The sequence below is a fragment of the Synechococcus sp. PROS-7-1 genome, from assembly GCF_014279795.1.
Taxonomy (GTDB): domain Bacteria; phylum Cyanobacteriota; class Cyanobacteriia; order PCC-6307; family Cyanobiaceae; genus Synechococcus_C.
Window position 1 is genome coordinate 2456594 of the sequence record NZ_CP047945.1, and the last position, 24930, is coordinate 2481523.

The window sequence follows — 24930 nt, forward strand, 5'->3', positions numbered from 1 at the left end:
CACAATGGCGTCAGCATCTCCACCCTCCATCGTGAATCTGCGGATCTCAGCTGGACTGCTGCTTGTTGCCCTGGTTCTGAGTGGTTGCAGCGCGTTGTCCGGCAGCAAACCGGTGATGCTGTACATGGCCATGGTGATTGGCAAAGACGACCGCATCAGCAGCGACACCCAGAGAGACGCAAGAAAACGGGTCGATCTGATCGTGTCGAGCTTTCAGAAGCTCTATCCAAATGTTCAGGTGCAGCTGGCTCTCTACCAGCGCTCGAAGTTGATCTCCGAACTGCGCAGGCGCAACGCCGCTGATCTTGGACCCGACCTGGTGCTCACCGATGCCCAGCAGGCGAAAGACCTGCTTCGCGAAGGACTCACGGACCCCTTGCCCCAGACCGAGCGCAACACGGTTCAGACCGATCCCACCCTCATGGAACAGGTGCGTCTCACCGATGGGCGCCTCGCCGGGCAGCCCTTGGTGATGTTCCCCCAAATCGCCTGTTTCAACACCCAGGTGATCCAAAAGCCACCGGAAACCTTGAACGAACTGCTGGAAGTCGGTGCTGCCGGCGCCCGCGTGGGTCTTCCCGTGAACATGGACGAGGTGTTGTGGACAGCAGGAAGCCTCAACGCTTTGCCAGCACTGGCTGCAGCCTCCCGAAACCAGGCATTGTCAGCAGAAGAACGCGATCGCATCACTGGTTGGCTGACCTGGCTTCAACAAGCGAGCAATCAACGCAATATCAGTTTCTTTGAAAACCAAGGACAGCTGACCACACTGCTTGGCAGGCGTGAACTGGATTGGATCAGCTGCACTTCAGACATGTTCTTTCGTCTGCGAGAGCAACTCGGCGACGACTTCGGAATCGCTCCCTTGCCCAATGGGCCCGACGCACCCGCCGCACCAGTACATCTGCTGCGTGTTCTGGCCCTGGGCCGGGACTCCAGCAGCAGCCAACGCTCCATGGCGATTGCACTGAGCGATTACGTCACCAATCCGCTGGTCCAGAGAAATCTCTCGCTGTTATCAATGTCGTTCGTGCCCGTGAATCCAGACGTAATGATTCCCACGAAAAGCTCAAAAACGCTGGCATCACTAGAAAAGGCGCTCCAAGCATCGCAAGTTCAAGGCGACAATCTGAACGCGATTGACCAAGACGGACCGCTCTCCAGGCGGATGACCAACCTGCTGATTCCGCTCGTGTTCGGTGTCAGCCAGCCGCGAACGAGCACGGATGAACTGATTCCGATTCTGGGCCAGGGGTCATGAATCAACTGTTCTGGGAAATCATTGGCTGGCTGGGCTACCTGCAGCGCGCCTCGATCGTGTTTCAGCTGCTGCTGATCATTGTTCTGGTAACGCTCTGGCGCTGGCTGCGGAAACATCCCAAGCTGGCGAAAGTCCCCAGGCCGCTTCGCCTCCTGATCGCCCCAGCTGGACTGGGTCTGATCAGTGCCTTCGCCAGGAGCCTGGGCTGGGATGCAGGGTTGCTGACCTACCTGAGCTTGAGCTGGCTTGGGTGGAGCTTTCTGAGCTTGCTGGATGGCCTGCTGCAGCAACTGATGCCTGCACAACGCGTGCATGAACTGCAGAGTCGACTGATCAAGCCTCTGTACCTGATCACGGTGGTACTGATGTTCATCAATCGGCTCGACAACGTCAACGATTTGTCGGTGATCGAACTCGGCCAAGTGTTCGGCGTTTCGCTGACCTTGGGCAAATTGTTCACCTCCCTTCTCGTGAGCTATCTGCTGCTCGTGGGTACGGGCCCCCCTGCAGCGGGCGTGTCCTGGTTGATGCAAAAACTTCTCGGCTATTCCGAGGGAAGCCGGAAGGCTGTGGAGCTGATCATCCGTTATGTGGTCGTTGGTATCGGAGTCACGGCCGTGGGATTTCACATCGGCCTGAATGGCACCGCTCTGGTGGCCATCGCCGGTGGACTCTCCGTCGGCCTGGGCTTTGGGATCAAGGAGGTCTTTTCCAACTTCATCAGCGGCATCTGGCTCCTGTTTGAAGGATCCGTCCGTCCGGGCGAAGTGCTGATGGTCGATAACGACCCCTGCGAGGTGCGCAAGCTTGGCCTCAGAGCCACCCTGCTTTGGCGCGATCGCGACAACGCGGAACTCCTGATTCCCAATCAGATGTTCTTCACAGCTCAGGCCACCAGTTACACCGCCACTGACCGCCTCCGCCGGAGCGAGATCCGCATTGGTGCCGCCTACCGGCACGATCCACGCCAGGTGTTGCAGCTGCTCGAGGAAACCGCCCTCAACGTTCCCAGGGTGTTGAAGGCTCCCGCCCCTAGAGCCTTGCAGGTGAAGTATGGAGACTCAGCCATCGAGTACTCCTTGCGTTACTGGATCGCCGATCCCATGAGCAACATCGGCATCGTGAGCGAGGTGAATCAAGCGATCTGGACGGCCTTCAAACGCGAAGGAATCGAAATTCCCTTCCCGCAGCAGGTGAACACGATTCGAGAACGGCCCTCGCTTATGAGCGGGAGAGACGCGCAAGAAAAGCCTGATAAGACCCGGCATTGATCCAGCCGGTGGCAATGGTTTTGCTGGCGGTGGTGTTCACCCGTCCCCGGTGAATATGAGACGGTCCAGCAGGGAAAATCACGAGCTTGCCCCGCTCGGCGACTTCGTGATGGTGCTGCCAATGAAACTCAGTGCCAGCGTCAGGCACGTTGTCGCAATAAAGGATCCAAGCAAGCACGCGATGCACCGGCTCGGTGGCCTCATCGCTGATCGTCCAGTCGCAATGCCACTGCCGGAAACCCTCCCCAGGGGCATAGCGCTGCAGGTTGAAGATCGGCATCACGAACAGCTCTTGATCCGGGCACACCGCACGAAATAAGGACCGCTCCTTGAGGTATTGCGCAAGGGCTGCCGTCACCCCGCGCACGATCACCTCGGAGAGGGCATAGGCATCGGGGTCGCTGCGATCAATCGCCACCAGGCTGATGTCGGTTGACACCTTGGCAGGCTCGTCGCCACCGCCTGGCCCAAAGGCCACGCCAGGCCGTTGCAAGTCTTTGCGGCGATCAAAGAACGCCATCACACCATCGGCGACGGCCTCATAGCCGGCATTGCGGTACGACGCGATCAAGGAGACCTGCTCAATCACGGCAGATCTCCCAGGGAATGGCCACCACCGCCTCCAGCTGCTGCCAGCGTCCCTGGTCCTGCACCACCCTGGGAGTCAAAGACACCCTCTCAAGGGCCCGCATGAGCCGATCAGGAGCCAAGATCGCGGGATTTCCTGGATCCTGGGACAGGAGCAACACCTGCTGCTCAGCCGGATCCGCAAGAACCTGCAGATCAAGATCAGCCAGCTCCCGTTCAAAAAACGTGCGCCGCAACCGCGATGTGATCCGTTCACCAAGGGCAGCGGCGAAATGCTCGAGGCTTTCGCTGTCACCGGAGAGGCCGCAGTTCAGGGCAAGCCAAATCATCAGCTTGGCCCAGCTGTCCACCGTCCAGAGCGGCTGAAAACTCTCGCGGTTGTGTCGAACCAGCTCACCCAGGGCGAAATCCACCAGAGTGCCCTGAAGCTGATCGGAATCCGGTAACCCCATCCTGATGTTCAGCTGAAGACATCTTCCTCCTCGGAGGTCAGACTGGTGCAGCGCGCTGAGCCTGACGATGACCCTGGATCTCAACGACCCCGAACTCGAATTCTCGGATCTGGTGTACGCCTATCAGAGCTGGGTGATGGCGGTGATCAACGACGAGAAACTCGACAGCGAGGACACCCTGCTCACCGATGAGATCACTGAAGACGCGCTGAATGCGATGCGCTTTCTTCCTGGTGAAGTGACCAGTGCCATCGAAACCTCTCTGGCAAGGGTCTACGACGTGGATGCCGACGAACTGGCAGGGCTGCTGTTCCCCGAGGACTGATCCGACCAGCGAGACTGCCGCTGTGCTGACACTCCCGCACCATGGGTTGGACCACCGAAGACATGCCTGATCAGCGAGGTCGGGTCGCCCTGGTGACCGGGGCGAACAGCGGCCTTGGGCTGGAAACCACTCGGGCACTGATCGGCCGTGGCTGCACCGTTCTGATGGCCTGCCGCAGCGCACGCAAGGGTGAAGCAGCCCGAGCCCAGCTGCTGGAAGCAGGTGCTGCTGGGCTGGATCTTCTGGAGCTGGATCTCTCGGATCTGAACAGCGTGTCGCGCTGCGCAAGAGATGTAGCGGACCGTTACGGACGGCTGGATCTTCTGATCAACAACGCCGGACTGATGGCGCCTCCACGCATGCTCAGCCGCCAAGGCTATGAACTGCAGTTCGGTGTGAATCATCTCGGTCACTTCGCCTTAACCCAGGCTCTGCTGCCCTTGATGAACGACCGCCCGCAGGCGCGGATTGTCACCGTGACCTCCGGCGCCCAGTATTTCGGAGTGATGGCCTGGGAGGACCTTCAGGGAGAGCAGCGCTACGACCGCTGGAAGGCCTATTCCCAAAGCAAGCTCGCCAATGTGATGTTTGCCTTGGAACTGAATCAGCGGCTGCAGGCCTCCGGAAGTGCGGTGCGATCCCTCGCGGCCCACCCCGGACTGGCACGCACCAACCTGCAACCGGTGTCGGTGGCTGCCACGGGAGCCTGGCAGGAAGCCCTGGCCTATCGGCTGATGGATCCTCTCTTCCAAAGCGCTGCGCAAGGAGCCCTGCCCCAGCTTTATGCCGCCACGGCAAGCGATGCCCAGGGCGGTGAGCACTACGGCCCAAGCCAGTTGGGCGGAATGCGCGGTGCTCCCAAACAACAGCCGGTGGCCCGTGCCGCCAAGGATCAAAGCCAGCGGCAACGCCTCTGGACAGTGAGCGAATCACTGACTGAACACCACAGCGCTGCCGTGTGAGACCAACGACGATGGAAAGGGGAAATGCTGGCCGCGATCGCCAGCTGAAACTGCTGGAGCAACTGCAACGGTCTGACCAGGAAATGACAGGCCAGCAGCTTCATCGCTGCCTCCAAGACAAACCTGGGGCGATGGGCCTGGCCACGGTGTACCGGAACCTGCGCCAACTGCAGCGCCAAGGGAAAGTGCGCTGTCGTCATCTGCCCACGGGTGAAGCTCTTTATGCACCAGTGGAGCGAGATCATCATCACCTCACCTGTGTGGACTGCGGCAAGACCGAACGTCTTGAGCACTGCCCGATCCATGGCCTGAACGTGGAGGCTCCGGAAGCAGACGATTTCGATGTGATCTTCCACACCCTGGAATTTTTCGGGCTCTGTCACAGCTGCCGCGACAGTCGCTGAGAACCCAGTGGAACGCTCAATTCAAGTGGGCGATACTGGGATCGAACCAGTGACAATCTCCTTGTAAGGGAGGTGCTCTACCGCTGAGCTAATCGCCCGAAGTTGAGATTCTGCCTGATCGCGGCAGGCTGGGTCACGGATGAAACACTGCGATGGCTTTGGGCCGGGACCATGACCGCGCCACGCTGATCGGCTGTGTCCCCGCTGGCCTGCTCGCGGGGTTCTGGTTGGGCTGGAGTCTGGGCGTGCTCACCGCCGCGGCCTTCGCCTGGGGAGGACTCTGGCTCTCTCCCGATCTCGACACTCGCTCCAGGGCCCTGAAGCGGTGGGGCCCCCTGGGCTGGATCTGGCGTCCCTACCGGACGCTGATCCCGCATCGATCGCTGTTCTCCCATGGCCCTTTGATCGGCACCGGGCTTCGGCTGACCTGGATGCAGACCGTTGTGATGATGGCTTGGTTCGGACTCAGCGCCCTTCCCGGCTGGTCTTACCCAACACCCAGCGAGGGACTTCCGGTGGTTCTTGCATGGCTGCAGAAGCATCCCGGCCCCCTGCTGGCCGTTCTGCTGGGGCTGGAAACCAGTGTTTGGCTGCATCTGATCCTCGACGGTGATCCTCTGCCCGCTGAATGGCCCCGACGCTGGCCGCACAGACGGCGCCGGTGAGAGGGTGGCGCCAGACGCCGACAGACTCCATGGCCCAGCACGCCACGGTTCCTGGTGATCAGGATCCCCTGCGCTACCTCGAAAGCGTGGTGGCACGCCTGCGGGATCCAGTGAACGGGTGCCCCTGGGACCTAGAGCAGACCCATGCCTCCCTGGTGCCCTATGTGCTGGAGGAAGCCCATGAGGTGGCTGACGCCATCCGCCATGGCGACGACCGGCATCTGAAAGAAGAACTGGGCGATCTTCTGCTGCAAGTGGTGCTGCACGCCCGCATTGGTGAAGAAGACAACCGCTTTGATCTCGATGCAATCGCCACGGCCATCAGCGACAAACTGATCCGCCGCCATCCCCACGTGTTCGGCGAGGCCAGAGCGGAAAGCAGTGAGGCCGTGCGCTTGAGCTGGGAGGCCATCAAGGCCGCAGAACGGGCGGAACAAACGGGAGGGGAGCAATCCTCCAACCCGCTGAGCGATCAACTGGCCGGCAAGGTGCGAGGGCAACCGGCCTTGGCCGCTGCCATGACCATCTCGCGCAAGGCCGCCAAGGCCGGTTTCGAGTGGGATGCCATCGACGGCGTCTGGGGGAAGGTGCAGGAGGAGCTCGACGAGCTCAAGGACGCCATCGCCTCGGGAGATCGCCGCCATGCTCAAGATGAGCTCGGCGATGTGCTGTTCACCCTGGTGAATGTGGCCCGCTGGTGCGGCCTTGATCCCGAGGAAGGACTGGCCGCAACCAATCACCGCTTCCTGGATCGTTTCTCCCGGGTTGAGAGCGCCCTGAACGGAGATCTGCAAGGCCGGAGCATCCAGGAGCTCGAAGAGCTGTGGCAGCAAGCGAAGGCTGCGATCCGTGCTGAAAGCGCTCAGTCGTCTTAATCACCCCTGAATCTGGCAGCCACATCATTCAAAAAATATTTTGTGGTGATGAACCCGCGCCTGTACGGCTTCTGGCCTGTCCTTAGTGCTGGCTTGGTGGGCGCTCTGCTCATGGCCTGCAACCAGACGAACACTCCGAAAGCGGATGGCTGCGATCCATCCGTGGACACCATCACCCTCCCAGATGATCGCGGCCGCCTCTGCGGCCGCCGCATGGAAAACCCCCAGGGTGAGAGCTCCCATGCCTACCTGGGCATTCCCTTTGCAGAAGCTCCCGTCGGACCTCGACGCTGGGCTCCCCCGGTGGCCAAAGCGAGTCTGGGAAAAGATCTGTTCCAGGCCATTCGCTTCGGCAATGCCTGCATCCAGCCCTCGGGAGCCCTCAAGGGCTACTCAGGGTCAGAGGACTGCCTGTTCCTGAATGTCTACAAACCGAAGACATCCGGCAGTGATCCACTTCCAGTGATGGTTTACATCCCTGGTGGCGGATTCATTGCATCCCAGAGCCCAGTTGAACTGAACGGCACGGCATTCGCCAATCGGGGCGTGATCGTGGTGACTACCCATTACCGCCTGGGTTCGTTGGGATTCATGCGCTACATGAACGGGAACGAGGCCATCGAGGGGAATTTCGGCATCCAGGACCAGCAACTGGCGATGCAATGGGTGAAAAACAACATCAGTGCCTTCGGAGGAGATCCCGACAAAATCACCCTGTTCGGAGAAAGCGCCGGCGCAATGTCGGTGGGCCTGCATCTGTTCTCCATCCCCAGCAGCGGCAATCTTTTTCGTGCCGCCATCATGGAATCCAACATTTACGGAATCCGATACAACACGGCGCAGACTGCCTCCAAAGCAGGCCAAAGCTTTGTCAATCTCCTCTGCAGCAGTTATCAACCCGACAACTGCGCCGCAGACGGGGCTTGGCTGCGCAGCCTAACCACCGAACAAATCGCCCAAGCAGAACTCCTCACCCTGCCCTCTGGAGGAATGCCAGGGCTCATCACCCAAGTTCTGACTGAAGGAACAGTCCCCTGGTTGCCAGTGGTGAACGTCGCTCCGATTCTCGAGCAACCCAATCAGGGCTACAGCGAAGGTGTTGAAGCCAAGCCCTACGTGTTCGGTGTGAATCGCGATGAGGGTGCCTTTTTCCTGGCGGAGTCCAACTCACTCACGCCAGAGCAATACCGGCAGATCCTCAGCAAGAGATTTACGCCCGCGCAACGCCAGAAGATTCTCAACTACCGCGAAAACGGTCGCTTGCTCTACGCCCCCGAAGCCTATGAGCCGCGGCCTGCCGGTGGTCTGACCCCGGCGAGTATCGCCCTGGCCAGGCTTCAGACTGATCTGATGGCAGCAGCACCCAATCTGCAGGTGGCGGCCAAAGTGCATCAGCAACACCAAGCGAACGACATCCCGCAGTACGGCTACCACTTCACTTATCGCGCCAGCTTCGACTTCAATGGCTTTCTGCGCTGCAGCGAAGCAGCTGACATGGTCTGCCACACCGATGAAATTCCCTTCGCGTGGGCAGACCTGGTGAGGAAAAACGCTGAGGGAGGGACTATCCCCGTCAGTGACCCACCGCCATCAGACGCTGACAAAACCTTGGCTGCAACCATGAACGCGGCCTGGGCCGGCTTCGCCAAGGATCCACTCAGCGGCTGGGGACATCCCCGCTTCGACGGCACACCCAGCAGCGATGTGGTGGTCTGGAACAACCCTGTGGGCCAGGGCATGCTGATGCCCGAAGCCCGTTACGCCTTCTGGAAGCCGATGTTGCTTCCCTGATGGCGCCAAAGACCTCTGTCTGGGTTGACGCGTCAACCCAGCTCCTTTTGGAGAAAGGCGATCACGTCCCCCCAGGCTTGGTCTGAACACTGGGGGTCCCAGCGTTCACCGTCATCACGCATGAAGGTGTGATTCGCCTCATAGAGACGGGTTGTCTGCCGCAGGCCAGGCACTGCAGCGAACGCAGCGAGGATCGCCTCGCGGGCCGGCTCCGGCACATGGGGGTCGAGGCTGCCAAAGATCGTGAGCAAGGCCCCCTGGATCTCAGCAGCACGCTGGAGGGAATCGGCACGATCTGAACCCAGCACACCATCGTGGAGCCCCGTGGGGTAGATGCAGGTTGTGGCCCGCACTTGAGGCCGCAGGGCGGCTCGAAAGGCCAGGTGCCCACCGATACAGAAGCCCACAGCTCCCAGACGGGCACCATCGACGGCGGCCTGATCCGTGAGCCAATCGAGAACAGCAGCAGCGTCCGCATCAAACGCTGCTGTGGAGGTGTTTCTGGCGTTGTCATTCCCCCGCAGCCGACCCGTGGCATCGGGCTTGATCACCGCGCCGATCGGTTCACGGCGGTGGAAGATCTCAGGAGCGGCCACCACGTAGCCGTAACCCGCTAAACGATCCGCCAAGCGCGTGATCGGATCACCAAGCTGATAAATATCCGAGTAGAACAGCACCCCAGGCCGGCGACCTACAGGCTGGGGCTGTGCGACATAGAGGCGCATCAAGCTCCCATCCACAGTCAGGCCGATGGTGTCGCGACGGATCTGCACACTGCGGCTGGCCGATGACTGGACCGTAGGCCGGGTTGATGCTCGGTGGGATCAGAAATGCGGGTTAACGGATCTTGCTTGGGAACCCCAGAGAGCACGCTTGACCTGATCGGCTTCCCTGATCAGCAATTGCGCTTGAGCTCGCGTGAAGCAGCACCTGGCCCTCTCCTCGATCAGCAGCAGATCTAGGAGGTCATCCACCGGCCGCCTATTCATCGCATTGACCATGCCTAACCCTGTAACCATTAAGAGCTTAACCAGTTCATAACTAACAATCCATCGGTGAATTCACTCAGTCGTCCGCGGATGGGCGCGCTTGTCGGCGGCGCTTGAGCTCGCTGCGCCGGCCCTTGGCATCGAGCCGACGTTTCACGGCTGCACGCCCAGGACGGGTGGCACGGCGTTGGGGCGGAGGGGGCTTCAACCCTTCCCGCAACCAATCCGCCAGACGTGCCATCGCCCGCTGACGGTTTTGCCACTGCGATCGCTCCTCAGCGACCACAACCCTGAGGCAACCATCCTCCAGACGGGACGCCAACTGCTCCCTCAACCGCGCCTTCCGAAAAGGTCCGAGCACCCGGGAACCTTCCACATCAAATCGAAGCTCAACTCTTGAGTCGGTGGTGTTGACCCCCTGCCCTCCTGGACCGGATGCACGGGAGAAGCGCCACTGCAGTTCGGCAGCTGGAATCACCAAGCGTTCATTGATCCGCAGCTCCTGAACCAAAGCAACTGGCCTCTTGATTTACAGGCCCAAATTGTTTCTCAGAAGATCGAGCTTGGGATCACCACCGCCACCGCGCAGATGCTCCGGGAGTCTGTAGTCAATGGCATCCCAGACGGGGATTTGCAGATAGTCCGCAAGACCACTGGCATCCCTGCGAATCGCTGAGAGGGCACCGTGATCGGTCACATTGCTGCGACTGCCATCCCGGAACACCAGATTCAACTCGTAACTGTGATAGTTGGAATCGTTCCCCCGCACGGTTTCACGCAGCAACTGCAACGCGTGCACCTCACGGATCGAGTAATTCTTCGCTCGCACCCTGCACTGGCCCGACGTTCGATCAAAACTGGCCTCATGAGCCCGCGCTTGTTTCAGCATCAGGCCTCCACCCACAGCAAACGCCAGCGGCACCAGCACCCCCGCTGAGAACGGAATACCATTCCCAACGCTCATCACCAGCATTGCCACCGCAACACCCACTCCGCCAACGAGGAACAACAGGCAGAACGCCAACATGGCGGGGGTGGTCCGAAAGGTGACAGAGGAACTCATTAGCCCGCTTTTCAACAGCAAGCGATGGGTGCAAAAGTTATTTCCGCCATGCACAACAGGCGTCCAGTTCGTGCGCAGCGCCACTGGATCGTCAAAGCGAAGTGGGTCCAGACACTCCCTGGTGTCCTTGAAAATCGATAAAAACCGCTGGACAACACCCACAACACTGCCGGAGTCGTTGGCGTCAGTCTGCAGCAGCCGCGGCTCAGGCATGGCAAACCCGTCGTGCCCTTAGCTGGAATCAGGAAACCTTGGGCGCCACATCATGAGCGAAGCCCCCTCAACTGCATGCGACTGGATCGACGAACACCACAACGGGGTGCGCTACGGACTTCAGGGCGAAGTGATCGTGGACGAACAAAGCGCGATCCAGCGGATCACGGTGATCCATAGCAATCGCTACGGAAACGGGCTCCTCCTCGATGGCTGCTGGATGACAGCCGAACATCAGGAGCGCCACTATCACGAGCCCCTGGTTCATCCCGCCCTTTGTGCAGCCAGCTCGATCGATCGAATCCTGGTGATTGGCGGCGGCGATGGCGGAACGGCCCGTGAATGCCTGCGTCATCGCGAGGTGAAGCACGTCGATCTCGTTGAAATTGATGGTCGCGTTGTTGAGCTCAGCCAGAAACATCTGGCGGCGATCGGCGGTGGATGCTGGAGCGACCCGCGTTTTCAGCTCACCGTGGGAGATGGAATCGCCTGGGTGAGTCAGGCTTCAGACGCCAGCTACGACGTGGTGCTGGTGGATGGTTCCGATCCAGCGGGGCCGGCGGAGGGGCTGTTCAACCGCAGCTTCTTCCAGCACTGCCGCCGCATTCTCAAGCCCGGTGGAGTGTTTGCAACCCAAAGCGAATCACCGGAAGCGTTCCGCGCGGTTCACATCGACACCGTGCGCATGCTGCGTGAGGTCTTCGGTTATGCGGACCCTCTCTATGGCTGGGTCCCCATGTACCCCAGCGGCTGGTGGAGCTGGACCTTCGCGGCTAGCGACGGTCCCCGCTACCGCAGTCCCGATCCCGCACGCGCCGCAGCGATCTGCGATGGCTGTGACATCTGGAGCCCACGTTGGCAAATGGGAGCGTTTGAGGCCATCCCCGCCAGCATCGAAAGGGAGCTCGCCGCATGACGACAAACCGATTGCAGGCCTTCGACGCTGAGGAGATGTTTGACCAAGACGGAGCGATTTTCATGGGCGCTCGCCGCGATCCAGCCGGCTGTCAGGTCGGTGTGTTCGGCGTGCCCTATGACGGCACCACATCATTTCGCCCTGGAACCCGATTCGGCCCTGCAGCGATTCGCGAGGTCAGCCCCGGTCTGGAGACGTACTGCCCGCAGCTCGATCGAGACCTCGACACCCTGGCCTACGCCGATCTCGGCGCGCTCAACATCGCCTTCGGAGCACCCGAGCCTGTAGTGGAAGCTGTTGAACGGGCAACGGCAACAATTCTTGCCCTGGGCCTCAAACCGCTGATGCTCGGTGGGGAGCATTCCATCAGTTCCGGCGCCGTCGCAGCTGTGGCCAAAGACCATCCTGATCTGGTGCTGGTGCAACTCGATGCCCATGCAGACCTGAGGCAGAGCTGGCTCGGCGCAAGGCACAGCCATGCCTGCGCCATGCGCCGCTGCTTGGACGTGCTGCCGAGCGGCGATCTGCTGCAGATCGCCATCCGCAGCGGAACGGCCGAGGAATTCTCAGAACTGCATCGCAGTGGCCGCTTGATTCCACTGCATCAGATGAGCCAAAAGCTCAGCGATCTGCGCGGACGGCCGATCTACCTCACCGTGGATCTCGATTGGTTCGACCCTGCGGTGATGCCTGGCACCGGAACACCAGAACCCGGGGGTTTCACCTGGGCTGAATTCGCTGCTCTGATCAATGAGCTGCAGCATCACCACCTGGTGGGAGCGGATGTTGTTGAACTCGCCCCTCAACTCGATCCGAGCGGCATTAGCAGTGTGCTGGCTGCCAAGGTCACCCGAAGCTTGCTGCTGCTGATGGCTCAATAAAAGTGAGCCGCATCCATGCGCTGTTCTCTCAGCCTGGCGTGCTGCCGGCCCAACAAGGTGAGCACCAGGGTCGGGTGTTGATGGATCAACTCCATAAAGCTGTTGCGATCCAACGAGAAGGCATGAATCGGCGTGATGGCCGTCGCTGTTCGGCTGTGTCTCTGCCTCTCACCAATGAGATCTTCAAAGAAAAACACCTCACCACCTCCGTAGCGCAGTCGATCGCGCCCCCCACTCGACAACTCAACAAAACCGCGTTCAATCGCGTAGATCGACCTGGCAGGAGTCCCACGACCGAACAGCAAACTTCCGGTTGGAAGGATCAATTGATCGTGATTGCGATGCTCGGCGATTAGCTGCACAGCCGTCGGCATTGTGGTCGTCGCTGGCAACAGACTCGTTTAGATGATTTTTTATTCTCTAATAGAGACGCAAAAGGTAGATGTTGTCAAAAAGACAATTATCCATTCCTTAAAGCAAACCTGAAGCATTGATCGATAACGCTTCCCCCTCAACGGAAGCGCCAAGGTCAAGCTGGCGGTCACCCCTGGGAAGGTGGGCTTTTCCAGGCTCCAGCTCAGGCAGGGATGGCCGTTGTGCCGTCCAGTGGTGGCACCAAACCAGCCGCGCCAGCTCGGCATGCACAGGCAGATGACGCAAGCGGCACCAACCTCCTTGATGGGTCGTTGGCGCAGCGCAATGCGCGCAAGACTGGCAGGTTGATGACGGCAGAATCACACCTACCAGAAGGAGAGCTAAAGATAAGGACGCTTATGAAAGCGGTCCAGCAAAAGAGGACAATCTGCGGCTTTACTTCCACTTCCTACGCAATTCCGTAGGCCTCCATAGGATTCGGCGCACCCTCCCTCTAAACGTTCAACAGGCATGGATCTGCACCACACCCCGCTCCATGACCTCTGCATCACAACAGGCGGCCGCATGGTGCCGTTCGCTGGCTGGGAGATGCCCGTTCAATTTTCCGGCCTGATCAGTGAGCACACAGCGGTGCGACAGAGGGTGGGACTCTTCGACATCTCCCACATGGGAGTGCTGCGCATCCAAGGCAGCAATCCCAAGGACGCCCTGCAAACCCTGGTACCGACCGACCTGCATCGCATTGGCCCCGGGCAGGCCTGTTATTCCGTGCTGCTAAACGAATCCGGAGGGATCCGCGACGACCTGATCATTTATGACCTGGGGGAGACGAACGCCGACCAGGGAGAAGCCAGTTTGATCGTGGTGATCAACGCCGCCTGCGCGGCTGCCGATTCCGCCTGGATCAGTGAACAGCTCACACCTCAGGGCCTACAGGTCACCGATGAGAAGGGCGATGGCGTTTTGCTGGCCCTGCAAGGCCCTGAAGCCATGGCACGGATGGAGCACCTCAGCAGAGTCGACCTGCAAAAGCTGCCCCGCTTTGCCCATCGCATGCTCGAACTCACGGGGTTGTCCCGTCCTGTGTTCTGTGCGCGAACCGGATACACCGGTGAAGACGGTGTGGAGCTGCTGCTCGCACGTGACGATGGGCGGAACCTCTGGAACCACCTGATTGCTGAAGGGGTGACCCCCTGCGGCCTTGGTGCAAGGGACACCCTTCGCCTCGAGGCAGCCATGCATCTTTATGGCCAAGACATGGACGCTGGCACCACGCCATTCGAAGCGGGCCTGGGCTGGCTCGTGCACCTGGAGATGCCCACGGCCTTCACCGGCCGTGCGGCACTCGAGCGCGCTGCGGAAAGCGGACCATCCCGGCGACTGGTGGGCCTGAAGTTGAAAGGGCGCGCCATTGCTCGCCACGGTTACCCGGTGATCCACAACGGCGAACAGGCCGGAACGATCACCAGCGGCAGCTGGTCACCCACCCTCCAGGAAGCGATTGCCCTTGCTTACGTTCCGACCAACTTGGCCAAGGTGGGGCAGGAGCTTGGCGTCGAGATCCGCGGCCAGCTTCATGCGGCCACGGTCGTCAGGCGTCCTTTTTACCGCCATCCCTGAGGAAACCTGGGCTGTGGGAAAATCTCCTGTCACGAGATGAGAGATCCCATGCGCAGCAACGGTTGCGGCGACCTGCGCAAACAGCACATCGACGACACCGTGCAGCTCTGCGGATGGGTGGATCGCCGACGCGACCATGGCGGGGTGATCTTCATCGACCTGCGCGATCGCACCGGCACCGTGCAGATCACTGTGGATCCCGACCTGGGATCTGACGCTTTCGCTGTCGCCGAGCACCTACGCAGCGAAACCGTGCTGCAAATCAGCGGCAAGGTGCGGGCTCGCCCTCCGGAATCGCTCAACGAGAAATTGGCCACGGGTGCCGTGGAAGTGCTCGCCAGCGGCATCACCGTGCTCAACAGCGTGAAGGGCAACCTGCCCTTCCCAGTGTCGGTGCACGACGAGGAGAACACCCGCGAAGAGCTGCGGCTGCGCCACCGCTATCTGGATCTGCGCCGCAAGCGCATGAACGACAACCTGCGCCTGCGGGCTCAGACCATCCAGGCCGCCCGTCGCTTCCTGGAAGACGCCGGCTTCATCGAAGTGGAGACCCCGGTTCTCACCCGCTCCACGCCCGAAGGCGCCCGCGACTACGTGCTGCCCAGCCGCGTCTGCGGTGGTGAATGGTTTGCCCTGCCCCAGTCGCCGCAGCTGTTCAAGCAACTGCTGATGGTGGGCGGCATTGAGCGCTACTACCAGGTGGCCCGTTGTTTCCGCGACGAAGACCTGCGCGCCGACCGCCAGCCGGAATTCACCCAGCTGGACATCGAGATGAGCTTCATGGATCAGGAGGAGATCCTGGAGCTGAATGAGGCGCTGATCTGTTCGATCTGGAAAGCGGTGAAAGGCATCGACCTGCCCAGGCCCTTCCCGCGCATGACCTGGCATGACGCCATGGAGCGCTACGGCACCGACCGGCCCGACACCCGCTACGGCATGGAACTCACCAACGTGAGCGACATCGTCAAGGACATGGGCTTCAAAGTGTTCAGCGGTGCCGTGAAATCCGGCGGATCGGTGAAATGCATCGCCGTCCCCGGCGGCAACGATGCCCTCTCCAATGTGCGGATCAAGCCAGGCGGCGATGTGTTCAGTGAAGCCCAGAAAGCTGGTGCCGGTGGCCTGGCCTTCATCCGCGTGCGCGACGGCGGTGAGATCGACACGATCGGTGCGATCAAGGACAACCTCAGCGACGCGCAGAAGCAGGAGCTGCTCAGCCGCACCGGCGCCGAACCCGGCACCTTGCTGCTGTTCGGCGCCGGCGACACCGCCACGGTGAACAAGGCCCTCGATCGGGTCCGCCAGTACCTGGCCAAGGAGCTGGGCATGGTGAAGCCCGAACGGGAGAACGACCAGTGGAACTTCCTCTGGGTGGTGGATTTCCCGATGTTCGAATTCAACAACGATGAGAACCGCTACGAAGCGCTGCACCACCCCTTCTGCGCCCCCAATGCCGAGGATCTCGGCAGTGATGCCTCCCAGTGGGCCGACACCCTGCCGGGTGCCCGGGCCCAGGCCTACGACCTGGTGCTCAATGGCCTGGAGCTCGGCGGCGGCTCCCTGCGCATCCACGACTCCGCATTGCAACGTCAGGTGCTTCAGACCGTTGGATTGCCACTCGAGGAGGCCCAGGAACAGTTCGGCTTCCTGATGGATGCCCTCGATGTGGGCGCACCTCCCCACGGCGGCCTGGCCTTCGGCATCGACCGCATGGTGATGCTGCTGGCCGGCGAGGAGTCGATCCGCGACACCATCGCCTTCCCGAAAACCCAACAAGCCCGCTGCCTGATGACCAATGCCCCGGGCGGAGTCGCCGACAAGCAGCTGGAGGAGCTGCACGTGGCCAGCACTTGGGTGGATCCAACCGAAGAAGACGCCAACTAGAACCCGAACAGAAACCGGCGGTTCGGGGCACTTGCCAGCAAAACAACTGAACCTGACTGCATACCGTCAGTACCGGTTCATTGTCTGAGAAGGCTCGAACGACGGGGAAAGCCCCGATCCGCTGGAGCGGCGGCAACGATTTGCTACGTCTTTACCTCCAGGACATCGGCCGCGTCGACCTGCTCACCAGCGAAGAGGAAGTGACCCTCTCCCGCCAGGTGCAGCAGCGCGAGCGTTTGCTTGTGCAGGAGCGTGATCTCAGCACTCGCATCGCTGCAATCCGGGTGCTGCTGGATCTCGAGGAACTGCAACAACGGGAGGCCAATCACATCAGCCACTGGCCAACCCGGCAGGAATGGGCCCGGGCTGCAGAGATGCCCCTGGGTGAACTCAACCGAGTGCTGAACGAGGGGTACACCCTCTGGGCTGAAGAGAGTGGGCTGGAGGCGAAGGAACTGCAACGCCGCCTGCGCGAGGGTCGTCGGGCCCGAGACCGGATGATCCAAGCCAATCTGCGCCTGGTGGTGGCCGTTGCCAAGAAATACCAACAGCGCGGGATGGAACTCCTGGATCTTGTGCAGGAGGGCACCCTCGGACTGGAGAGAGCCGTAGAGAAGTTTGATCCCACCCGCGGCTTTCGTTTCAGCACCTATGCCTACCGGTGGATTCGCCAGGGCATCACCCGAGCAATCGCAACCCAGAGCCGCACGATCAGGCTGCCAGTTCACATCACCGAAAAACTCAACCGGATCAAACGCGTGCAGCAGGAGATCGCCAGTGAGCATGGTCGTCTGGCATCCGTGAGCGACCTGGCCAAAGAGCTGGGGGTGAGTGAGGACACCGTGCGCCAGACCCTGGCCAGGGTGCCCCGATCAGTGTCACTGGAAACCCGGGTGGGGAAAGACCAGGACACCCAGCTCGGAGACCTGCTCGAAGATGGTCATGCGACGCCAGAACAGACCCTCACCCGCGACTCACTCCACGATGACCTCGAACATCTGCTGGAAGAATTGAGCCCACGGGAAGCCGAGGTGATCCGCAGTCGCTTCGGACTGGAAGACGACACGCCCCGCACCCTGGCCGAGATCGGCGAGGCCATGGCCCTGTCCCGGGAGCGAGTGCGCCAGATCGAAACACGCGCCCTGCTCAAACTGAGGCAACCCCAGCGCCGCTCCAAGGTGCGCGATTACATCCAGGGACTGGATTCCTGAGCTAGAAACGCCTCATCGCCGTTAACACCATGGCCAGCACGCCTTCCATCAACATCGGCATCTCCGAATCCCAACGGAAGGAGATTGCTGAAGGCCTCAGCCGTTTGCTTGCCGACACCTACGTGCTCTACGGCAAAACCCACGGTTTCCACTGGAACGTGACAGGCCCCATGTTCAACACACTGCACCTGATGTTCATGGAGCAGTACACCGAACTCTGGAATGCTCTTGATGTGATCGCCGAGCGCATCCGGGCGCTGGGCGTGGTCGCACCCCACGGAGGATCCACCCTGGCCGGCCTGGCGTCGATCAAGGAAGCCGATCAGAAGCCGGCAGCACTCGACATGGTGCGCGAGTTGGTGGCTGGCCACGAAGCCGTGGCCCGCACAGCCCGCGGCGTGTTCCCACTGGCCGAGGCTGCCAGTGATGAACCCACGGCCGATTTGCTCACCCAGCGCCTGCAGATTCACGAGAAAACCGCCTGGATGCTGCGCAGCCTGCTGGAGGAGTGACATCGGAGGGGGTCCTCAGCCCTTGGGGTGCTCGGTACATTGAAGAGTCACCCGGGGGGTCATGGCCAAGTTCGTCTTCGTCACCGGTGGAGTGGTCTCCAGCATCGGCAAGGGCATCGTGGCCGCCAGCCTTGGGCGGTTGCTGAAATCACGCGGCTACAGCGTGTCGATCCTGAAGCTGGATCCCTACCTGAATGTGGATCCCGGCACCATGAGCCCCTATCAGCACGGTGAGGTGTTTGTCACTGAGGACGGTGCTGAGACCGATCTCGATCTCGGCCACTACGAACGCTTCACCGACACGGCGATGTCACGCCTGAACAGCGTGACCACCGGCTCGATCTATCAGTCGGTCATCAACAAGGAGCGCCGGGGCGATTACAACGGCGGCACCGTGCAGGTGATCCCGCACATCACAGGCGAGATCCGCGAACGCATTCACCGCGTGGCCTCCAACAGCAACGCCGATGTGGTGATCACAGAAATCGGCGGCACGGTGGGCGATATCGAATCCCTGCCCTTCCTCGAGGCCATTCGTGAATTCAGGGGCGATGTGGGTCGCCACGATCTGGCCTACATCCATGTGACCTTGCTGCCCTACATCGGCACCTCAGGCGAACTGAAAACCAAACCCACCCAGCACTCGGTGAAGGAGCTGCGCTCGATTGGAATCCAGCCGGATGTGCTGGTGTGCCGAAGCGACCGGGAAATCAACGCTGAACTCAAACGCAAAATCGGCGGATTCTGTGGCGTGCACGAGCGAGCCGTGATCCCCTCCCTCGATGCCGACAGCATTTATGCCGTGCCCCAGACCCTCGAAGAACAGGGGCTGTGCCGGGAAGTGCTGGATGTGCTCAATCTCACCGACCATGAGAGCGACATGAGCGCCTGGCAGCAGCTGGTGCACAAGATGCGCAACCCTGGTCCGGCCGTGAAGGTGGCCTTGGTCGGCAAGTACGTGCAGCTCAATGACGCCTATCTCTCGGTGGTGGAAGCCCTGCGCCACGCTTGTCTCGCCCAGGATGCGTCCCTCGACTTGCACTGGGTCTGCGCGGAAGAGATCGAAAACCGCGGCGCTGATGCCCTGCTGCGCGGCATGGATGCCGTGGTGGTGCCAGGCGGCTTCGGCAACCGTGGTGTGGATGGCAAGGTGGCGGCAATCCGCTGGGCCAGGGAACAACGCATTCCTTTCCTGGGGTTGTGCTTGGGCATGCAGTGCGCGGTGATCGAATGGGCCCGGAACCTGGCTGGCTTACCGGATGCCACCAGTGCGGAACTGGAGCCCGGCACCAGCCATCCGGTGATTCACCTCCTGCCAGAACAGCAGGACGTTGTGGACCTGGGCGGCACCATGCGCCTCGGGGTGTACCCCTGCCGCATCGCTGAGGGTTCCATGGCCGATCGGCTCTATGGCGATGAAGTGGTCTACGAACGTCACCGCCATCGCTATGAGTTCAACAATGCCTACCGCAATCTCTTCCTTGAATCGGGGTATCGGATCAGCGGCAGCTCCCCAGACGGCCGCCTGGTGGAACTGATTGAACTACCGGAGCATCCCTTCTTCACGGCTTGCCAATACCACCCGGAATTCCTCTCCCGGCCAGGTCAGCCCCATCCTCTGTTTCGCGGCCTGATCGAAGCCGCCCAACAACGACTGCCCAACAGTCCCAGCGAAATCAAGGCCACGGCGTGAGTCAGGACCCGCAGGCCTCCGCCTCTCTCCCAGTGGTGGAGACCTTCCACTCCCTTCAAGGAGAGGGTCTTCATGCTGGCCGCAGTGCCTTCTTCATCCGCCTGGCGGGATGCAGCGTGGGCTGCAGCTGGTGCGACACCAAACACTCCTGGCCCGCTGAGTCCCATCCGTTGAGGCCCCTCCAGAGCCTCGCGACTGAAGCAGCGGCTGCCGCCAGCGACGGCGCAGCCTTTGTGGTGATTACCGGCGGCGAACCGCTGCACCACAACCTCGACGCCCTCGCACAAACGCTGCGCCAAGCCTGCGGGCTGCCTTTGCATCTGGAAACCAGCGGTGTCGACCCACTCAGTGGCGGTCCCAACTGGATCACCCTCTCGCCGAAACGACACGCGCCTCCTCGAGCCGAGCTGCTGAGCCGCTGCCATGAACTGAAGGTGGTGGTGCATGAACCTGCCGACCTGCTGTTCGCTGAGGTGCTGTCCGCACAGGCGCCGCAAGCCACCTGGCTGCTGCAACCCGGATGGGACAGCGCTGAAGGGCAACAGCTGGCGCTTGATGCAGCACGCCGCGATGGCCGTTGGCGGCTCAGCCTGCAAAGTCACAAGTGGCTGGGGGTGCGTTAAGCCGATACAACCAGCAGGTCTTCATCACCGGATGCCCCCATGCGCCTCGCGCTGCTCATGGCACTGATACTGGCCAGCGGTCAGGGGCTTAATGGGCACGCACAACCGCAGCCCCCGCAACGGGTCCCGAAGCGCACAGGCGTCTCCAACCTGGCGCTGCTCAGTTCCTCGCGCCCCCGGCAGCTGCCCAGCTCCCACAGGCCCTTCCAGCCGGGTGAGTCGCTGCAGCTGAGATACCCACTCGCACAGCGCGCCGAAGAAGTGCAGCCCTATGGCTGGCGCTACTCAGACCAGCGCAAACGCTGGCGCATGCATGTGGGACACGACCTGATCGCTCCCGCCGCCACACCCGTGCTCGCCATGCTCTCCGGCCGGGTGCACCTGGCCCAGGCGATCAGTGGCTACGGCCTCACGGTTCTGCTCGACCACGGCCGGGGCTGGCAGACCGTGTATGCCCACCTGCAGACAGCGGATGTGAAACCGGGTCAGCTGGTGCAAGCCGGAGAACGCATCGGCCGCGTTGGCCGCAGCGGATCAGCCAGCACTGACCATCTACACGTAGAGCTGCGACGCCTGCAGGGACGGCAGGCCTACGCCCTGGATCTTGCACCGCTTCTGCCCCGCTAGGTTCTGCCCATGGATGATTTCCAGCCAGCCGTTCAGGCCTCGCTCGCCGCCCTGGGTGCGGACACCCTCGACCTGCTTCGCCGCAGCGACCTCCTGCACTCGCTGGTTCGCCGCCAGTTGATGGAACAGGCAACTGCCGAGCTCACACCACCCGATGAGCTGGTGAAGAAGGCCCTGATCAACCATTGCCGGCAGGAGCAGCTCAATAACGAAGCCGCCCTGAACAGCTGGCTCGAGGAGCGCCACCTCAGCAGGGAGGAATTGCTGCATCAACTCAGCCTCCCTTTGAAATTGTCCAAGCTGTCCCTCGACTGGTTCGGACTTCAGGCCGAGTCGCGTTTTCTGGAACGCAAAGAGGCTCTGGATCAGGCGACTTACAGCTTGCTACGCGTGAAGGACTCGGGGATGGCCCACGAGCTGTACCTGCAGCTGGAAGCTGGCGAAGCCAGTTTTGAAAGCCTGGCCCAAGATCACAGCGAGGGGCCGGAAAAAAGCAGCAGTGGCCGTGTGGGACCCGCCAGCCTCATGCGTGCCCATCCCCGACTGCGTACTGCTTTGCGCACCGCCACTCCTGGCGTAGTGCTGGAGCCCATGCTGATCGAACAGTGGTGGGTGGTCACCCGCCTGGAGGAGCGCCATGAAGCCAGCTTCGATGACGCCATGCGTCAGCGGATGGCGGCGGAACTGCTTCAGAACTGGTTGCAGATTGAGACGAAGTCAGTCATGACAAAGCTCTTAAATCCGCAAGAATAAAGGCGCTGCGACCTGATCACCCTGGAACCCGCAACGTCGAACGCACTCGGTGCCCTGCACGCCAAATTTCTAGAGCTGGGGGCAGCACAGCGCTACGAGTTGGGACAACCGCTCTGCGAAGGCCGCTTCATTCCTGGGCAGGTTCTCCTCATCGAAACAGGCAATGCTCGGCTGCTTGGTGAACAGGACGGTCGCCTCAGCACCCTCGTCAAACTTGAAGCTGGCAGTGTGATCGGTGTGGCCTCACTGCTGCGAGGTGCCGGCTGTGAAGACGTTCGCGCGGCTTCGGAGCTCGTTGCGCGCTGCTTGAGCGATGACCAGTTTCTCGAGCTCATGCAGAGCGATGCAGCCATTGCCGCCAGCTGCCGTCATCACCTCTGGGAAGCGGAGTTAGCCGCTCTGCTGCAGAGCTTGCTGAACCGGTCCCCCAAGCAATCCCGTCCCCTCAGCAGCTGGCTGAGTGAACTGCTGCCGTTGGCCCACCTCCTCGAGGCCTCCGATCGCGCAGCTGTGCAGTCAGCACTGACCGCGCAGAAGCGCCTGTTCCTCGCCAGCAACCCAGAGAATCCAGATCTCGGTGCACCCGGCGATGAACTGCGGGACGCCGCTGCGATCGCAGCCCTTCCGGCAGACCGCCATGGCTGGCCCCTGCGCCTGATTGCCCTTCCAGCAACAGCCTTGCGGGACCTCGAGGGCGATGCAGCGGCTGACGACGTGCTCGAAGCGGAGGTGGTCAGTCCATCCCCAGGCAGTGCCCTGAGCCGAAGCGACATCCCCCAGGCCCCCCTGCGCCCACCAGTGAGCCGGTTCAATCAGCCAGGAACCGACAACCGCGATTTCTTCGTGGCCGGCGAAGGGGTGGTGGAGGAAACCCTGGCCTGCTTCCAGATGCTCACGAAGCTGATGAAGCTTCCGTTCCGGCGTGATGCGATCGAGCGGGTGCTGCGCGATCAGCTACGCCGGGGGCAAACCCCCACCCTCAGGCTCTGCGGACAGATTGCAGCAGGCCTGGGGTTGCATGTCTCTGGTGCCAAGGTGGCCGCTCGCATGGGATTGCGCCTGCAAACTCCCACCCTGGTGCCCTGGGGGCAGGCGTTTGCCCTTGCCGTTCGCAGCGATCAGCGCGGACTGGTGCTCGCCTCCCCCAGCCAGGGATTCGTGGAACTGGATGCTGAGCAGCTCGACAACGCATTCCCCGAAGGCATCGATCTGCTGCTGCTGGATCGCACCAGCACCACCCCGGAACAGACCTTCGGCCCATCCTGGTTCTGGCCAGCCCTGAAGCGCTACCGCGGGGTGCTGATTCAGGTGTTGACCGCCAGCTTCGTGGTGCAGCTGTTCACCCTGGCCAACCCCCTGCTGATTCAGGTGATCATCGACAAGGTGATCGCTCAGCGCAGCCTGGACACTCTGCAGGTGCTGGGCTTTGCCCTGGTGGCCGTCACCCTGCTGGAGGGGGTGCTCGGCAGTTTGAAAACCTATCTGTTCTCGGAAACCACCAACCGCATCGACCAGCGGCTGGGTGCGGAGGTGATCGACCACTTGCTGCGCCTTCCCCTTGGCTATTTCGACCGTCGACCGGTGGGTGAGCTCGGATCACGCATCAGTGAGCTGGAGAAGATCCGCAACTTCCTCACAGGCCAAGCCCTCACCACCGTTCTGGATGCAGCGTTCTCGCTGATCTACATCGTGGTGATGCTGATTTACAGCTGGCTGCTCACCTTGATCGCCCTGGCAGTCCTGCCCATCCAGGTAGGACTCACCCTGCTGGGTGCCCCCTTGTTCCGGCGCCAGTACCGCAAGGCCGCCGAAGCCAACGCCTCCACCCAAAGCCATTTGGTTGAGGTGCTCACCGGAATCCAAACGGTGAAAAGCCAGAACGTGGAAATGATCAGCCGCTGGACCTGGCAGGAGCGCTACGGCAAGTACATCAGCCGCAGTTTCGAAAAGACCATCACCGGCACGGCCCTGAGCCAGACCTCCCAGGTGCTCCAGAAGATCTCCCAGCTGCTTGTGCTGTGGGTGGGCGCCACCCTGGTGCTGTCAGGCGATCTCACCCTTGGTCAGCTGATCGCCTTCCGCATCATCTCCGGCTACGTCACCCAACCACTGCTGCGCCTGTCCTCGATCTGGCAGACGATCCAGGAACTGCGGGTGAGTTTTGAGCGTCTTGCGGATGTGATCGACACCCCTCAGGAATCAGACGATCAGGACAAAGCCAAGGTGCCCCTGCCGCCGATCGAGGGCGCCGTGAGCTTCGACAACCTCTCGTTCGGCTTCAGTCCCGGCACCCCACCGGTGCTGCACGACGTGTCCCTACAGATCAAAGCAGGCACCTTCGTGGGGATCGTGGGACAGAGCGGTAGCGGCAAGAGCACCCTGATGAAGTTGCTACCGCGGTTGTACTCACCGGATCAGGGCCGCATCCTGATCGACGGCTACGACATCGACAAAGTGGAGCTGTATTCGCTGCGTCGCCAGATCGGCATCGTTCCCCAAGATCCCCTGCTGTTCTCAGGCAACGTGAACGAGAACATCGCCCTCACCCAGCCGGATGCGTCCAGTGAAGAGATCGTGCTCGCCGCCAAAGTGGCCTGTGCCCACGACTTCATCATGGAACTGCCAGCCGGTTACAGCACACCGGTGGGCGAGCGGGGCGCCTCCCTCAGCGGTGGGCAGCGGCAGCGCATTGCCATCGCCCGAACCCTGCTGGCCAATCCCAAACTTCTGGTGATGGATGAAGCCACCAGCGCTTTGGACTATGAAACCGAACGCAAGGTGTGCGACAACCTGATCCAGGCTCTGCACGATTGCACCGTTTTCTTCATCACCCACCGTCTGTCCACCGTGCGCCGGGCAGACCTGATTGTGGTGATGCACCAAGGAGCCGTGGTGGAACAGGGAACCCACGATGAATTGATGGACCGTCGCGGTCGTTACTACGCCCTTTATCGCCAGCAGGAGGCCAGCTGACAT

General features: G+C 61.3%; 26 protein-coding genes and 1 tRNA gene. 19 read left to right on the plus strand and 8 right to left on the minus strand.

The genetic code is table 11. The features are described from left to right. Positions 1-4: 4 nt before the first annotated feature. Together SynPROS71_RS13260 and SynPROS71_RS13265 are read left to right on the plus strand one after the other, a co-directional pair. Positions 5-1261, plus strand: coding sequence for a sugar ABC transporter substrate-binding protein (locus SynPROS71_RS13260; protein WP_186595703.1), 1257 nt, complete (start codon positions 5-7; stop codon positions 1259-1261). Then, positions 1258-2532 (plus strand): mechanosensitive ion channel family protein, encoded by a 1275-nt coding sequence (locus tag SynPROS71_RS13265; protein WP_186595704.1) that lies wholly within the window; start codon positions 1258-1260, stop codon positions 2530-2532. The genes SynPROS71_RS13260 and SynPROS71_RS13265 overlap by 4 nt, the downstream gene beginning before the upstream one ends. Here SynPROS71_RS13265 and SynPROS71_RS13270 read toward each other — a convergent pair. Together SynPROS71_RS13270 and SynPROS71_RS13275 are read right to left on the minus strand one after the other, a co-directional pair. Further along, a complete protein-coding gene (locus SynPROS71_RS13270) occupies positions 2483-3052 on the minus strand; it encodes a 2OG-Fe(II) oxygenase (protein ID WP_186598096.1) in 570 nt (189 codons plus the stop codon). The genes SynPROS71_RS13265 and SynPROS71_RS13270 overlap by 50 nt on opposite strands. A 61-nt stretch (positions 3053-3113) precedes the next feature. Then, positions 3114-3572, minus strand: a complete 459-nt coding sequence (locus tag SynPROS71_RS13275; RefSeq protein ID WP_186595705.1) for a protein phosphatase — start codon at positions 3570-3572, stop codon at positions 3114-3116. 67 nt (positions 3573-3639) lie between these two features. Between SynPROS71_RS13275 and SynPROS71_RS13280 the strand changes: the two genes are divergently transcribed. From SynPROS71_RS13280 to SynPROS71_RS13290, 3 genes are read left to right on the plus strand one after another with little or no spacing between them, the layout of a single operon-like run. Beyond that, positions 3640-3897, plus strand: a complete 258-nt coding sequence (locus SynPROS71_RS13280; protein ID WP_006042806.1) for a hypothetical protein — start codon at positions 3640-3642, stop codon at positions 3895-3897. A gap of 41 nt (positions 3898-3938) precedes the next feature. Next, positions 3939-4859 (plus strand): oxidoreductase, encoded by a 921-nt coding sequence (locus SynPROS71_RS13285; protein WP_186595706.1) that lies wholly within the window; start codon positions 3939-3941, stop codon positions 4857-4859. 11 nt (positions 4860-4870) lie between these two features. Further along, entirely contained in the window at positions 4871-5263 is a 393-nt protein-coding gene (locus SynPROS71_RS13290) for a transcriptional repressor (protein WP_186595707.1), read from the plus strand. 26 nt (positions 5264-5289) lie between these two features. On the opposite strand, the gene SynPROS71_RS13295 is transcribed toward SynPROS71_RS13290, so the two are convergent. Continuing rightward, positions 5290-5361, minus strand: a tRNA-Val gene (locus tag SynPROS71_RS13295). Positions 5362-5415: 54 nt separating this feature from the next. Between SynPROS71_RS13295 and SynPROS71_RS13300 the strand changes: the two genes are divergently transcribed. Genes SynPROS71_RS13300 through SynPROS71_RS13310 form a run of 3 tightly spaced genes read left to right on the plus strand, consistent with a single transcriptional unit; the run spans position 5416 to position 8594 of the window. Continuing rightward, positions 5416-5928, plus strand: a complete 513-nt coding sequence (locus SynPROS71_RS13300) for a metal-binding protein (protein WP_186595708.1) — start codon at positions 5416-5418, stop codon at positions 5926-5928. A 29-nt stretch (positions 5929-5957) separates the two neighbouring features. Further along, positions 5958-6803: a nucleoside triphosphate pyrophosphohydrolase gene (gene mazG, locus SynPROS71_RS13305; RefSeq protein WP_186598097.1), complete on the plus strand. Its 846-nt coding sequence runs from the start codon at positions 5958-5960 to the stop codon at positions 6801-6803. 48 nt (positions 6804-6851) lie between these two features. Beyond that, on the plus strand, positions 6852-8594 hold the full coding sequence (locus SynPROS71_RS13310; RefSeq protein ID WP_186595709.1) for a carboxylesterase family protein: 1743 nt from the start codon (positions 6852-6854) through the stop codon (positions 8592-8594). 32 nt (positions 8595-8626) lie between these two features. Here the strand turns inward: SynPROS71_RS13310 and SynPROS71_RS13315 are convergent, their stop codons facing one another. The 3 genes from SynPROS71_RS13315 to SynPROS71_RS13325 all read right to left on the minus strand — a co-directional run bounded on the left by SynPROS71_RS13315 (position 8627) and on the right by SynPROS71_RS13325 (position 10859). After that, positions 8627-9367 carry a dienelactone hydrolase family protein gene (locus SynPROS71_RS13315; protein WP_186595710.1) on the minus strand — a complete coding sequence of 247 codons (741 nt, stop codon included), beginning with the start codon at positions 9365-9367 and terminating at the stop codon, positions 8627-8629. Positions 9368-9659: 292 nt separating this feature from the next. Next, complete coding sequence (arfB, locus tag SynPROS71_RS13320; protein ID WP_186595712.1) at positions 9660-10094, minus strand: alternative ribosome rescue aminoacyl-tRNA hydrolase ArfB; 435 nt, start codon at positions 10092-10094, stop codon at positions 9660-9662. Between the two features lie 18 nt (positions 10095-10112). After that, positions 10113-10859: a hypothetical protein gene (locus tag SynPROS71_RS13325; RefSeq protein WP_186595713.1), complete on the minus strand. Its 747-nt coding sequence runs from the start codon at positions 10857-10859 to the stop codon at positions 10113-10115. 52 nt (positions 10860-10911) lie between these two features. On the opposite strand from SynPROS71_RS13325, the gene speE reads away from it, so the two are divergent. Next, positions 10912-11775 (plus strand): polyamine aminopropyltransferase, encoded by an 864-nt coding sequence (gene speE / locus SynPROS71_RS13330; RefSeq protein WP_186595714.1) that lies wholly within the window; start codon positions 10912-10914, stop codon positions 11773-11775. Continuing rightward, a complete protein-coding gene (gene speB, locus SynPROS71_RS13335) occupies positions 11772-12656 on the plus strand; it encodes an agmatinase (RefSeq protein ID WP_186595715.1) in 885 nt (294 codons plus the stop codon). The genes speE and speB overlap by 4 nt, the downstream gene beginning before the upstream one ends. On the opposite strand, the gene SynPROS71_RS13340 is transcribed toward speB, so the two are convergent. Then, on the minus strand, positions 12650-13030 hold the full coding sequence (locus SynPROS71_RS13340; RefSeq protein WP_186595716.1) for a cyclic nucleotide-binding domain-containing protein: 381 nt from the start codon (positions 13028-13030) through the stop codon (positions 12650-12652). The two genes, speB and SynPROS71_RS13340, sit on opposite strands and share 7 nt — an antisense overlap. Before the next feature lie 97 nt (positions 13031-13127). Further along, positions 13128-13316, minus strand: a complete 189-nt coding sequence (locus SynPROS71_RS13345; RefSeq protein ID WP_255442220.1) for a hypothetical protein — start codon at positions 13314-13316, stop codon at positions 13128-13130. Positions 13317-13541: 225 nt separating this feature from the next. On the opposite strand from SynPROS71_RS13345, the gene gcvT reads away from it, so the two are divergent. From gcvT to SynPROS71_RS13390, 9 genes are all read left to right on the plus strand, one after another. After that, positions 13542-14651, plus strand: a complete 1110-nt coding sequence (gcvT, locus tag SynPROS71_RS13350) for a glycine cleavage system aminomethyltransferase GcvT (RefSeq protein ID WP_186595717.1) — start codon at positions 13542-13544, stop codon at positions 14649-14651. A gap of 48 nt (positions 14652-14699) precedes the next feature. After that, positions 14700-16535 carry an aspartate--tRNA ligase gene (gene aspS, locus SynPROS71_RS13355; protein WP_186595718.1) on the plus strand — a complete coding sequence of 612 codons (1836 nt, stop codon included), beginning with the start codon at positions 14700-14702 and terminating at the stop codon, positions 16533-16535. An 80-nt stretch (positions 16536-16615) separates the two neighbouring features. Next, positions 16616-17746: an RNA polymerase sigma factor, RpoD/SigA family gene (locus tag SynPROS71_RS13360; protein ID WP_186595719.1), complete on the plus strand. Its 1131-nt coding sequence runs from the start codon at positions 16616-16618 to the stop codon at positions 17744-17746. A 29-nt stretch (positions 17747-17775) separates the two neighbouring features. After that, positions 17776-18258 (plus strand): Dps family protein, encoded by a 483-nt coding sequence (locus tag SynPROS71_RS13365; RefSeq protein WP_186595721.1) that lies wholly within the window; start codon positions 17776-17778, stop codon positions 18256-18258. Between the two features lie 61 nt (positions 18259-18319). After that, entirely contained in the window at positions 18320-19951 is a 1632-nt protein-coding gene (locus tag SynPROS71_RS13370) for a CTP synthase (protein ID WP_186595723.1), read from the plus strand. Then, a complete protein-coding gene (locus tag SynPROS71_RS13375) occupies positions 19948-20574 on the plus strand; it encodes a 7-carboxy-7-deazaguanine synthase QueE (RefSeq protein ID WP_186595725.1) in 627 nt (208 codons plus the stop codon). The genes SynPROS71_RS13370 and SynPROS71_RS13375 overlap by 4 nt, the downstream gene beginning before the upstream one ends. Positions 20575-20613: 39 nt before the next feature. Next, positions 20614-21201: a M23 family metallopeptidase gene (locus SynPROS71_RS13380; protein WP_186595727.1), complete on the plus strand. Its 588-nt coding sequence runs from the start codon at positions 20614-20616 to the stop codon at positions 21199-21201. Positions 21202-21210: 9 nt separating this feature from the next. Continuing rightward, complete coding sequence (locus SynPROS71_RS13385; RefSeq protein WP_186595729.1) at positions 21211-21954, plus strand: peptidylprolyl isomerase; 744 nt, start codon at positions 21211-21213, stop codon at positions 21952-21954. Between the two features lie 333 nt (positions 21955-22287). Further along, positions 22288-24927, plus strand: a complete 2640-nt coding sequence (locus SynPROS71_RS13390) for a peptidase domain-containing ABC transporter (protein WP_222929549.1) — start codon at positions 22288-22290, stop codon at positions 24925-24927. The last annotated feature ends 3 nt before the right edge of the window (positions 24928-24930 follow it).